We start from the raw sequence: 11,972 nt of genomic DNA, 5'->3' as shown, positions 1-11,972 counted from the left end.
CAGAACGGCGTCAACGGCTCACCCCAGGACGGCCTGGTCTCCCCCTGAGCCCGGCCCTGAACGCCAGCGCTCCGACAACCCAGCCCCGCACGACCCGACCTCGAGGAGGGTCCGCCGACGCAGTCGGCGGGTCGCGGCCGTGGGCGCCCGCCCCCCCCCGCGGGCCCCGCGCCGGGGCACCATGGGGCCGCGACCTCGAGCGCGCCAGCGCTCCAACAACTCAGCTCAGGACGCAGGCTCCGGTGGGGACGGGGGCGCTGCTCGTGGTCGCGGCCGCCAGCTCCGGGCCGACCTCGTTCAGGGTCAGCACGTAGCCGGTGTCGTCGTCGGTGACGGCGGCGCCGAAGACCACGCCGAGCACTTGGCCCTCGGTGTCGACCAGCGGGCCGCCCGAGTTGCCGGCGCGGACCTGGCCGCGGACCGTGTACACCTCGCGTTCGACGGTGCCGTCGCGGTGGATGGTCGGGCCGGTGAGGTCGAGGGTCTCGCGCACGCGCGCGGCGCTGGCCGTGTAGGGCCCACCGCCCGGGTAGCCGAGCACGATCGCGCTCTCGCCGGAGCTCGCCGCTTCGGGCGCCTGCGGGATGACCGGCGCCGTCAGGCCCGGCACCGCGAGCACGGCGATGTCCTTGGACGGGTCGAACAGCACCACGCTGGCCTCCAGCGCACCGCGCGCGGTGTCGACGGACACGGCGTTGGTGCCTGCGACGACGTGCGCGTTGGTCATCACGCGTTCCGGCGCGATGACGAAGCCGGAGCCCTCCAGCGCGCGCTGGCAGCTGGGCGCGACGCCACGAATCCGCAGCACGCTCTGCTGCAGCGACGCGGCGACAGGACTGGCGAGCACGCTGGCGTCCGGCGGTTCGACCGCGGCGATCGGCGCGCGCCCGAACGGCCCGATGACATCCGGCAGACCGGAGGTGTTGAGCAGTTTGGAGAACTCGTTGGGCAGCTTGCGCAGCCAGCTCGGCGCCACCTCGTTGACGTCGGCGAGCACCTTGGACCCGTTGATGGCCGCCGCGACGTTCGGCTGGGAGGCCGTGGCCAGCGGTAGCGCGAGCAGCCAGGCCGCGACCAGCACCGTCACCGCCTGCAGCACGGCGCCGGTGACGCTGTCCACGCTGCGCGCGATCGGGTTGCGGATGCCGCTGCGCGCGGCGCGGCCGAGCACCATGCCCGCCACTTCGCCGACGATCACCAGCAGCACGATCAGCAGGATGCCGCCGAGGACCCGGCTGCGCCCCTCACTCAGGTGCTTGAGGATGTGCGGTGCGATCAGGATGCCCGCGACCGCACCGAGCGCGACGCCGAAGAAGGCGAGCGCCGAGGCCACCGCGCCCTGCCGCCACCCGGTCGACGCCGCGACCAAAGCGATCAACACCACCGCGATGTCGAGCCATACCGACGCGCTCATGCCTCCGCCTCGCTAGCGCTCGGCTCGTTCCGCGCGCTCACAGGGTCATTCCGACCGCAGCCAGCGAGCTCTCCAAGTCACGCACGTCGCCCCGATCCCAGTCTCGTTCCCAGCCAGCTGTTTTGATGATGCCGGCGAGGATACCGCCGGTGAGACCCCAGACCAGCATGCCGTCGACCTGGAATGCGGGACTCTGGTAGCCGAGACTGCCACGGACCATGAATCTGTGTGCCGGATCGAGCAATTCGGTCAGCGGAACCCGGACCACACGCTCGGTTTCGGCCTGGTCGACCACGCCGACCGGGCTGGGTGCCCGCCAGTAGCCGAGCACCGGAGTGACGTCGAACTTGGACGGCGGCACGAACAGTTTCGGCAGCACGGCGAACGGCTGCACGCCAGCGGGGTCGAGGCCGGTCTCCTCGGCGGCCTCGCGCAGCGCGGTACCGACCGGGCCGTCGTCGCCGGGGTCCTCCGCCCCACCGGGGAAGGCGACCTGTCCGCGGTGCTGACGCATGGTGGACGCGCGCTGGGTGAGCAGGACGTCGGCGTCGGTGGGCAGGCCACCCGGCGTCGAGGGGTCGGGTTCCGCCGAGCCGCCGAACAGGACGAGGACCGCGGCCTGGCGCGGCTTGCCGGTGATCGACATGGCCCGGCGCAGCGCGCGCGAGGCGGCCATGGTGTCGTCGGCGTCGGGCCCCGCGTGCCGGATGGCCGCGTGCAGCCAGGACGGGAGGCCGGAATCGTCCAGCCGCATCACACCGTTCATCACAACGTCCTTCGTCATACCGCGATCCGAACGCCGAGTTTTTCGGCCACCGTGTCGGCGATGTCGGCGACATCGGCGAACGTGCGTACCTCGACACTCGCAATGGTGCCGTCCGCGCGGACGAGCACCGACACCGGGAGTACCGCGGGCGCCCCGGCGGCCGTGCGCACGCTCGCCGCCGGATCCTCGACGCCGGGCAGCGTGATGCCGAGGCCGCTCAGCCTGGCCAGCGCCTTCGCTTCGTCGGGATCGCTGTGCACGGTCAGCACGGTGAGTTCCGGGCCCGCACGCCGCGCGAATTCCTGCAGGTGGGGTAGTTCGACGGCGCAGGGGCCACACCAGTAGGCCCAGAGATTGAGCAGCGCGGGCTTGCCCGCCAGCGCGGCGGCGAGGTCGACGGGGGCGCCGTCGGCCAGGCAGGTCAGGGTGATGCCGGCCAGTGGTCCGGCGCCGGGGCCGGTGGACATCGGGCAGGGCGCGAGCCCGGCGGCCGCGCGTTCGTCGGCCGAGACCGCCGCGGGTTGCCGCGTGGCCTGCGTTCCGGGATTCGTGGGGCCGGAGTCTTCGCGCGGCCACAGCGCGACCGCGGCCGCGATCACCAGGATCAGCGCGGCCAGCGCCCAGCGCAGTGCGGGCCGCCGGAGCCACGACGGTTCGGCGGATTCACTCACAGTCCGACCATATCGAGCAGGTGCTCGCGCTCCGGCCCCTTGATCAGTTCGGCCGCGACGGCGGGATCGGTGGGTCCCGCCCCGAAGGACGGGCAGTCGTTGGCGAGCACGCAGGCGCCGCACGCGGGTTTGCGCGCATGACACACCCGGCGGCCGTGGAAGATCACCCGGTGCGAGAGCATCGTCCAGTCCTTGCGCTCGATCAGCGCGCCGACCGCGTGCTCGACCTTGACCGGGTCGTCCTCCTCGGTCCACTTCCAGCGGCGCACCAATCGGCCGAAATGGGTGTCGACGGTGATACCCGGCACATCGAAGGCGTTGCCGAGGATGACGTTGGCCGTCTTACGTCCGATGCCCGGCAATTTCACCAATTCGGCCAGGGTGTGAGGCAATTCACCGTCGAAATCGGTTTCCAGCGCCTGGCCGAGGCCGATGAGGGAGCTGGTCTTGTTCCGGTAGAAGCCGGTCGGCCGGATGTATTCCTCCAGCTCGGCCCGGTTGGCCTGGGCGTAGTCGCGCGCGCTGCGATACTTCGCGAACAGGGCCGGAGTGGTGAGGTTCACGCGGACGTCGGTGCACTGGGCCGAGAGGATGGTCGCCACCGCCAATTCCAGCGGAGTGGTGAAGTCCAGCTCGCAGTGCGCGTCGGGGAACGCGGCGGCCAGGGTGCGGTTCATCCGGCGGGCCCTGCGGACCAATCCGGTCCGCGTTTCCGCCGCTAGCGCGCGGTTCTTGCGCTTTCGCGCCGCGGACAGACCGGCGGGCGCCGCAGCGGTTCCGGCATCGCTTGCCGCCGCGGTGGAGGGGGAAACGGGCACCGGTCCACCATACGGAACCGCTACGACAACATTGGGGGCCGAGTTGGCCCGCTGTGTTCCATCTGAGACCTGGAACGTGTTTACTGCCTGTCATGCAAGGACTCGCTGTGGTGCTCTTCCCAGTGCTGTTGATGCTGTTCGCACTGGGGATGGAGCGGGTCGAGAACCGGCTCCGGAAGCTTCTCGAACCCGACGAAGAGGTTCAGCAGTACCTGGACAGTGCCAGCAACGCCGAAGTGAAAGAGCTGACGAAGCTCGGCCTGCCCGCCGCGGTCGGACGGGTGCGCAAGCGCCGTTCCCGCACCGCCGAACTCGACGTGGCCCGCGCCAGCTGAACCCCGTCATGGCGTGCGCGACCGTGCGCTATCCACTCTTTACGTGGTGTCTGTCACTGTGCTGCCGTGATGCCGCGTAGACTGCGCTGTTGGTCGATTCGCTCGACCAGGTTCGCAAGCCATATCCCATAAGGAGCACATTCGTGGACGAGGCCCTCGCCAGAGCAGGCATCTTCCAAGGCGTCGAGCCCACCGCGGTGGCCGCGCTCGCCAAGCAGCTGCAGCCCGTAGATTTTCCGCGCGGCCACGTCATCTTCAACGAGGGCGAACCCGGCGATCGGCTGTACATCATCACGACGGGCAAGGTGAAGATCGGCCGCCGTTCCCCCGACGGCCGGGAAAACCTGCTGACCATCATGGGTCCGTCCGACATGTTCGGTGAACTGTCGATCTTCGACCCGGGCCCGCGTACCTCGACCGCCACCACGGTCACCGAGGTCCGCGCCGTCACGATGGACCGCGACGCACTCAAGTCGTGGATCGATCAGCGCCCCGAGATCGCTGAGCAGCTGCTGCGCGTGCTGGCCCGACGCCTTCGCCGCACCAACAACAACCTCGCCGACCTCATCTTCACCGACGTGCCCGGCCGCGTCGCCAAGGCGCTGCTGCAGCTCGCACAGCGCTTCGGCACCCAGGAAGCGGGCGCGCTGCGCGTGACCCACGACCTGACCCAGGAGGAGATCGCCCAGCTGGTCGGCGCTTCCCGGGAAACCGTCAACAAGGCACTGGCCGACTTCGCGCATCGCGGGTGGCTGCGCCTCGAGGGCAAGAGCGTGCTGATCTCGGATTCCGAGCGGCTCGCCCGTCGCGCTCGCTGACGCGATAGTTCAACCGGCACGCCGGAACCACCGATGCGGCTCCGCAGGAAGAGGGCCTCGTCCGCACCACCGTGGTTCCGGCGTTCCGCGTGCCCGGGCTAGGACTCGCGTTGTGCCCGGAGATATTCCAGTTGTGCCTTCACCGAACTGCGCGCGGCGGGCCACAATCGCTTGTCCACATCGGCGTACACCTTGCGGACGACCTCGAATGCGCCCGCGTCCTGACCCAATTCGGACAGCGCCGCGCGGATCTGATCGAGGCGTTCGCGGCGGTGGTCCAGGTAGTACCGCACCACCGGCGCCGCGTCGGGATGGTCGGGACCGTGCGCGGGTAGCAGCGCCTTGCCCGCGCCGCGCTCGAGCAGCAGCTCCAGCGAGGACAGGAAGTCGGCCAGCGCGCCCGAGGTCGACTCGAGCACGGTCGTGCCCTGGCCGAGCACCGTGTCGCCGGTGACGATCGCGTCGTCGAGCAGGAAACTCACCGAGTCGGTGGTGTGGCCCGGCGTGGCGAGCACGGTGATCCGCAGGCCCGCCGCCTCGATCACCTCACCGTCCGCGAGCACCGTGTCGGCGCCGCGCAGATACTTCGGATCCACCGCGCGCACCGACGTCCCGGTGGCCTTCACCAGGTGATCGATGCCGCCGGTGTGATCGGGGTGATGGTGGGTGATCAGCGTCAGCGCGATCCGCCCGCCGGTGGCCGCGACGATGTCGGCCGTGTGTTTCTTGTCCTTCGGGCCCGGGTCGACGACGACGTAGTCATCGCTGCCGGGCCCGCGTAGCAGCCAGGTGTTGGTGCCGTCGAGCGTCATCTGCGACGGATTGTCGGCGAGCAATACCGATGCCGTCGGGGTGACCGCCCGAACCCGGCCGTACGCGGGGTGTTCCAGTGCCATGACGGCTGCCTATCCGACCTCGACGATCAATTCCACCTCGACGGGCGTGTTCTTCGGCAGCTCCGAGACGCCCACCGCCGAGCGCGCGTGCACGCCCGCGTCACCGAACACCTCGCCGAGGAACTCCGACGCGCCGTTGATCACGATCGGCTGATCGCTGAATCCCGGTGCGGAGGCGACGAATCCGACGACCTTCACCACGCGCACCACCTGGTCGAGCCCGACCAGATCGTGCACGGCTGCCAGCGCGTTCAGCGCGCACAGCCGCGCGGCCTCCTTGGCCTGCTCCACATCGACCTCGGCCCCGACCTTGCCGACCGCCGACAGCTCACCGTCGACGAAGGGCAGCTGGCCGGAGGTGTACACCAGCGAACCGGTGCGCACGGCCGGGATGTAGGCGGCGACAGGGGCGGCGACCGGCGGCAGGGTGACCCCGAGCCGATCGAGCGCGTCCTTCCACGCGGTGGCCACGATTACTTCCGCCGCTTCAGGTAGGCGACGTGCTGTTCGCCGGTCGGTCCGGGCAGCACCGTGACCAGCTCCCAGCCGTCGGCGCCCCACTGATCGAGGATCTGCTTGGTCGCGTGCGTCAACAGCGGCACGGTGGCGTACTCCCACAGGGTGACTTCACTCATGGTGTGAGTTTAGGGCTCACCCCGACCACCGATGAGAAACGGGTTATAGGCTCGGCCACGTGGGAGCACCAACAGCAGAGCCGGTTTCGTCGGTTCCGGAACCGTCGACCGGATGGCCACAGCGCGCGGCCGAGGCCCGCTTGCACTACGTGACCGGCAAGGGAGGCACCGGGAAGTCGACCGTTTCGGCCGCACTGGCCCTCGCGCTCGCCGCGGGTGGCCGCAAAGTGCTGTTGGTCGAGGTGGAGAGCCGCCAGTCGATCGCGCAGCTGTTCGACCGGCCGCCGCTGCCACCCACCGAGACCAGGATCGCCAGCGCCGACGGCGGCGGTGAGGTGTTCGCCCTCGCCCTCGATATCGAGCACGCGTTCCTCGAATACCTCGACATGTTCTACAACCTGGGCTTCGCGGGCCGGGCGATGCGCCGGATGGGCGCCATCGAGTTCGTCACCACCATCGCGCCCGGCCTGCGCGACGTGATCCTCACCGGCAAGATCAAGGAATGCGCGGTGCGCGTCGACAAGGACGGCAAGCCCGCCTACGACGACATCGTCGTCGACGCGCCGCCGACCGGCCGGATCGCCAGCTTCCTCGACGTCACCCAGGCGATGGCCGAGATCGCCAAGGGCGGCCCGATCGCCTCGCAGGCCGAGGGCGTGTCCAAGCTGCTGCACTCGGATCAGACGATGATCCACCTGGTGACGCTGCTCGAGGCGCTGCCGGTGCAGGAGACCGCCGACGCCGTCGCAGAGCTCACCGCCAACGATCTGCGGATCGGCACGGTGATCGTCAACCGGGCGGCCACCGCGCAGTTCGGCGCCGCCGAGCGCGAGCTGGCCGTGCGCGGCGAGCTCGACACCACCGAGATCGCGGCGAATCTGGCCAAGGCCGGGATCACCCTGTCCGACGAGGATTTCGCCGGTTTGCTCACCGAGAGCGTCGACCACGCCGTCATGTTGACCGCGCAGGACGAGAGCGCCGCCGAACTGGCCGGCGTCGACGTGCCCCAGTTGCACCTGCCCGCCCTCGACGAGGGCGTCGACCTGGGCGGACTCTACGAACTGGCCGAACAGCTATCCGCGCAGGGAGTGCGATGAGTGAGCAAGTGACGACGACCCGCCTGGATGTCTCGGGGATCATCGCCGATCCCACGGCCCGCGTGATCGTCTGCTGCGGTTCCGGCGGCGTCGGCAAGACCACCACCGCGGCCGCGATCGCCTTGCGGGCGGCCGAGGCGGGACGCAAGGTCGTGGTGCTGACGATCGATCCGGCGCGGCGTCTGGCCCAGTCGCTGGGTGTCGCCGATCTGGACAACACCCCGCAGCGGGTCGAGCTCGGCCCCGAAGTGCCTGGTCAGCTGCACGCGATGATGCTCAACATGCGCCGCACCTTCGACGACATGGTGCTCGAGCACACCAGTCCGGAGAAGGCCGAGCAGATCTTCGCCAACCCGATCTATCAGACGGTCGCCTCCTCGTTCGGCGGGACGCAGGAGTACATGGCGATGGAGAAGCTCGGTCAGCTGGCCGGGCGCAAGGAGTGGGACCTGATCGTGGTCGACACTCCCCCCTCGCGCAACGCGCTGGACTTCCTCGACGCGCCCAAGCGGCTCGGCACCTTCCTCAACGGCAAGATGATCCGGCTGATCATGGCGCCCGGGCGCGGCGTCGGCCGGTTCGTCACCGGGGCGATGAGCCTGGCGATGCGCGGTGTGTCGACCATCGTCGGCGGGCAGATGCTCAAGGACGCCTCGACGTTCCTCCAGTCGCTGGAGTCGCTGTTCGGCGGCTTCCAGGAGCGGGCCGAGCGCACCTTCGCGATGCTGTCCAAGCCGGGCACGCATTTCCTCGTCGTCGCTGCCGCCGAGCCCGACGCGCTGCGGGAGGCGTCGTTCTTCGTCGACCGGCTCTCCACCGAGCGCATGCCGCTGGCCGGTCTCGTGCTGAACCGGACGCACCCCGCGCTGTCGGGGCTGTCCGGCGATCACGCGCTGACCGCCGCCGATCAGCTGCGTGAGACGGATCCGCTCACCGCGTCGGTGCTGCGCGTCCACGCTGAGCGGGTGGCGACCGCGAAGCGGGAGCAGCGGTTGCTGCATCGCTTCACGGGCGCCCATCCGCGGGTTCCGATCGTTTCGGTCACCGCGTTGCCGTTCGAGGTCTCCGACCTGGACGCCCTGCGCGCGGTCGGTAACCAGCTGGCGGGCGAGCCCGCCGCGGTCTGATTCAGTCGAATCGGCTATAGCTAACAAACTTGTAACACCGGCCGACGGCGCCGATTCCGCAAACCCCGCGGTCTCGGCGCCGTGTGTGATATCGGCCTGGTCTCGCCCCCTAGATGGCCACCTGATGCTGTCGCTGGGCCTGGAAGAAGTCCGCCCACGACGTCACATCGGGATGCTGCTTGAGCAGTGCGCGCCGCTGCCGCTCCGTCATCCCGCCCCACACTCCGAACTCCACCCGGTTGTCCAGCGCGTCGGCACCACACTGCATCAGCACCGGGCAATGACGGCAGATCGTTGCCGCCTTGCGCTGCGCCGCACCACGAACGAACAGCTGATCAGGGTCCACTTCCTTGCATCGCGCCTGGGCAACCCAAGCGATCCTTGCCTCGGCCTGCTCTACATCCAGTCGAGCGATGGGGGTTGTGATGTGCATTTTGATGTGCCCCTTTGCAGTCCGAACACCGTTGTGCGGCGCTCCAGAATCGCGAGCGCGGATCACAGCAACCCAACTACCGCTGCGGTCCGCACCACATTCCACTTTGAGTGTTAGCTCTATCACACTGGGTTCTCAATCTAGGTAAAGGTATGGCGCTTGCGCAAGACCGACCCCCGATTTTTTGGTACGGGCGTCCATTCAAATCGCGGTCGCGCCGGGTAGTCGCGCTGATCACCGGCGTGGCCGGGCGCGACACGCCGATGTGATCATTTTGTTGACACGCCCGAGCAACCCCCCTGGCACCGACCGGACATCCCCGGTCGAGCAGCACAGCAGTGAACACCGACACCCCACCCTTTAGGCTGGGCTGGTGCCGATCACTCAAACGCTCGCGAGGCTGGCCGGCAGCTGCGCGCTGGCCGCCGTGCTAGTCGCCGGGCTGTTGTTCCCCCTGGCCGGTGGTTTCGGGTTCATCTCCAACCGAGCCGCCGACGCCGTCGACAACGTGTCCGCCGAGCTGGTGGAGGGCACCGTCCCGGCCGTCTCGACCATGGTCGACGCGGGCGGCGCCCCCATCGCGTGGCTGTACGAGCAACGGCGCTTCGAGGTGCCCAGCGACAAGATCTCCAACAACATGAAGCTGGCGATCGTGTCCATCGAGGACAAGCGCTTCGCCGACCACAAGGGCGTCGACTGGCAGGGCACGCTGCGCGCGTTCCTCACCAACACCTCCTCCGGTGAGGTGCAGCAGGGCGCCTCGACGCTCGACCAGCAGTACGTGAAGAACTTCAACCTGCTCGTCGTCGCCAAGACCGACGCCGAGCGCCGCGCCGCGATCGAGACCACCCCCGCGCGCAAGCTGCGCGAGATCCGGATGGCGCTCACGCTGGACCGCGAGCTCAGCAAGGACGAGATCCTCACCCGCTACCTGAACTTGGTGCCCTTCGGCAATGGCTCCTACGGCATCCAGGACGCGGCGCAGACCTACTTCGGCGTCGACGCCGCCGACCTGACCATCACCCAGTCGGCGATGCTGGCCGGCATGGTGCAGTCCAGCTCGAAGCTGAACCCGTACACCAACGTCCAGGGCGTCACCGACCGGCGCAACACCGTGCTCGACACGCTCATCCAGAACATCCCGCACCGCGCCGAGGAGTTCCGCAAGGCCAAGACCGAACCGCTCGGCGTGCTGCCCGAGCCGAAGGGTCTGCCGCGCGGCTGCATCGCGGCCCAGGACAAGGGCTTCTTCTGCGATTACGCGCTGCAGTACCTGGAGGACGCCGGAATCAGCCGAGAGCAGGTCGACAAGGGCGGCTACCTGATCAGGACGACCCTCGATCCGGTGCTGCAGGAGTCGGTGAAGCGGTCGGTGAACGAACAGGCCGACCCCAACCTCGACAACATCGCCGAGGTCATGTCGGTGGTCGCGCCAGGTCAGGATTCGCACCCCGTGCTGGCGATGGCGTCGAGCCGGACCTACGGCCTCAACCGCGACGCCAACGAAACCCTGCTCGGCCAGCCGTACACGCTGGTCGGTGACGGCGCCGGCTCGATCTTCAAGCTGTTCACCACCGCCGCCGCGATGGAGAAGGGCCTCGGCATCGCCGCCCAGGTGGACGTGCCGGGCACCTACGCCGCCAGGGGCATGGGCTACTCGAACTCGCCCGGCTGCCCGGCCGACTCGTGGTGTGTCAAGAACGCGGGCAACTACCCGGGCTCGATGTCGGTGACCGACGCGCTGGCGACCTCACCCAACACCACGTTCGTGAAGATGATCCAGGACGTCGGCGTCGAGGCCGCGGTGGACATGGCCGTGCGCCTCGGCATGCGCGCCTACACCCAGCCGGGCACCTCGGGCCACGGCAACACCAGCCTGGCCGACCACATCAAGAACAACAACATGGGTTCGTTCACCCTCGGCCCGTTCGCGATCAACCCGCTGGAACTGACGAACGTGGCCGCCACGCTCGGCTCGGGCGGCAAGTGGTGCCCGCCCTCGCCGATCAAGGAGGTCATCGACCGCTCCGGCAAGACCGTCCCGCTCACCCAGCAGGCGTGCGAGCAGGTGGTCGAGCCCGGCCTGGCCAACACCCTCGCCAACGCGATGAGCAAGGACGATGTCAGCGGTACCGCCGCCGGTGCGGCACGGGCCGCGGGCTGGGCGGCGCCGATGTCGGGCAAGACGGGTACCACCGAGAGCCACCGGTCCTCGGCGTTCCTGGGCTTCACCAACTCGCTGGCCTCGTCGGTGTACATCTACGGCGACAGCCCGACGCCCGGCGAGATCTGCTCGTTCCCGCTGCGCAACTGTGGCGCCAGCAACGCCTCCGGCCTCTTCGGCGGTAACGAACCTGCCCGCACCTGGTTCAACGCGATCAAGCCGGTGCTCGACCGCTTCCCGCCGCCGGGCCTGCCCCCGGTGGACGACAAGTACGTCCGCGGCGCGAACAACTCCCAGGTCCCCGACGTGGCGGGCAAGTCGCAGGGCGAGGCCACGTCGATGCTGTCGGCCGCCGGCTTCCAGGTGTCGGCGGTGACCAGCGCCGGCTCCCAGGCCAAGGGCACGGTGATGGGCAGTTCGCCGAACGGCTCCGCCATCCCCGGCTCGGTCGTCACGATCTACATCAGTGACGGCTCGGTCCGCGTGCCGACACCGACCACGCCGCCGCCCGCGGCACCGGCGCCGGTGATCCCTGGTCTCCCGCAGATTCCGCGACTGCCACCGATCCCCATCCCGGTGCCGAGGTAACAGCTGAATGCGAAGGGGGGGGGGGGCCGCGCCCCCCCGCAGCCCCGGCGCCCAGCGGGAAGGAAAGCAGGTCGGAGGTGTCGGTGACGAGGTCCTTGTCCTGGAACGTGGCCAGCTTCAGCTTGTCCAGTGCGTCGGAAGCGTTCGAGATCAGCTCCCGCAGGAACGTGTCTTTGTTGGAGTAGACCGAGTGGATCATCAGCTCCAGGA

The 11,972-nt window shown here is 69.1% G+C and carries 13 protein-coding genes; 5 read left to right on the top strand and 8 right to left on the bottom strand.

Annotated elements, in window-relative coordinates; genetic code table 11:
• Positions 1-220: 220 nt before the first annotated feature.
• The 4 genes from QH270_RS02895 to nth are packed head-to-tail and all read right to left on the bottom strand — an operon-like array spanning position 221 to position 3,528.
• Positions 221-1,414, bottom strand: coding sequence for a MarP family serine protease (locus tag QH270_RS02895; protein ID WP_280338759.1), 1,194 nt, complete (start codon positions 1,412-1,414; stop codon positions 221-223).
• Between the two features lie 37 nt (positions 1,415-1,451).
• Entirely contained in the window at positions 1,452-2,198 is a 747-nt protein-coding gene (locus tag QH270_RS02890) for an NUDIX hydrolase (protein ID WP_280338758.1), read from the bottom strand.
• Complete coding sequence (locus QH270_RS02885; RefSeq protein WP_280338757.1) at positions 2,195-2,851, bottom strand: TlpA family protein disulfide reductase; 657 nt, start codon at positions 2,849-2,851, stop codon at positions 2,195-2,197. The genes QH270_RS02890 and QH270_RS02885 overlap by 4 nt, the downstream gene beginning before the upstream one ends.
• Positions 2,848-3,528 carry an endonuclease III gene (gene nth / locus QH270_RS02880; RefSeq protein ID WP_280338760.1) on the bottom strand — a complete coding sequence of 227 codons (681 nt, stop codon included), beginning with the start codon at positions 3,526-3,528 and terminating at the stop codon, positions 2,848-2,850. Before nth ends, QH270_RS02885 begins: the two co-directional genes overlap by 4 nt.
• Positions 3,529-3,761: 233 nt before the next feature.
• Here nth and QH270_RS02875 point away from each other — a divergent pair, with 233 nt between their 5' ends.
• A complete protein-coding gene (locus QH270_RS02875; RefSeq protein ID WP_280338756.1) occupies positions 3,762-4,004 on the top strand; it encodes a hypothetical protein in 243 nt (80 codons plus the stop codon).
• A gap of 143 nt (positions 4,005-4,147) precedes the next feature.
• A complete protein-coding gene (locus QH270_RS02870; protein WP_040703546.1) occupies positions 4,148-4,822 on the top strand; it encodes a Crp/Fnr family transcriptional regulator in 675 nt (224 codons plus the stop codon).
• Positions 4,823-4,920: 98 nt separating this feature from the next.
• Here the strand turns inward: QH270_RS02870 and QH270_RS02865 are convergent, their stop codons facing one another.
• The 3 genes from QH270_RS02865 to QH270_RS02855 are packed head-to-tail and all read right to left on the bottom strand — an operon-like array spanning position 4,921 to position 6,353.
• Entirely contained in the window at positions 4,921-5,718 is a 798-nt protein-coding gene (locus QH270_RS02865) for an MBL fold metallo-hydrolase (protein WP_280338755.1), read from the bottom strand.
• A gap of 9 nt (positions 5,719-5,727) precedes the next feature.
• Positions 5,728-6,189, bottom strand: a complete 462-nt coding sequence (locus tag QH270_RS02860; RefSeq protein WP_280338754.1) for a RidA family protein — start codon at positions 6,187-6,189, stop codon at positions 5,728-5,730.
• Between the two features lie 2 nt (positions 6,190-6,191).
• Complete coding sequence (locus QH270_RS02855; RefSeq protein ID WP_110038224.1) at positions 6,192-6,353, bottom strand: DUF4177 domain-containing protein; 162 nt, start codon at positions 6,351-6,353, stop codon at positions 6,192-6,194.
• 59 nt (positions 6,354-6,412) lie between these two features.
• On the opposite strand from QH270_RS02855, the gene QH270_RS02850 reads away from it, so the two are divergent.
• On the top strand, positions 6,413-7,450 hold the full coding sequence (locus QH270_RS02850) for an ArsA family ATPase (RefSeq protein ID WP_280338753.1): 1,038 nt from the start codon (positions 6,413-6,415) through the stop codon (positions 7,448-7,450).
• Positions 7,447-8,577: an ArsA family ATPase gene (locus QH270_RS02845; protein ID WP_280338752.1), complete on the top strand. Its 1,131-nt coding sequence runs from the start codon at positions 7,447-7,449 to the stop codon at positions 8,575-8,577. Before QH270_RS02850 ends, QH270_RS02845 begins: the two co-directional genes overlap by 4 nt.
• A 109-nt stretch (positions 8,578-8,686) precedes the next feature.
• Here the strand turns inward: QH270_RS02845 and QH270_RS02840 are convergent, their stop codons facing one another.
• A complete protein-coding gene (locus QH270_RS02840; protein ID WP_019044565.1) occupies positions 8,687-9,010 on the bottom strand; it encodes a WhiB family transcriptional regulator in 324 nt (107 codons plus the stop codon).
• A 373-nt stretch (positions 9,011-9,383) separates the two neighbouring features.
• Between QH270_RS02840 and QH270_RS02835 the strand changes: the two genes are divergently transcribed.
• Entirely contained in the window at positions 9,384-11,762 is a 2,379-nt protein-coding gene (locus QH270_RS02835) for a penicillin-binding protein (protein WP_280338751.1), read from the top strand.
• The last annotated feature ends 210 nt before the right edge of the window (positions 11,763-11,972 follow it).

This window comes from Nocardia neocaledoniensis, from assembly GCF_029868625.1.
GTDB lineage: Bacteria > Actinomycetota > Actinomycetes > Mycobacteriales > Mycobacteriaceae > Nocardia > Nocardia neocaledoniensis_A.
This window is presented reverse-complemented; position numbering and strand designations above follow the sequence as displayed.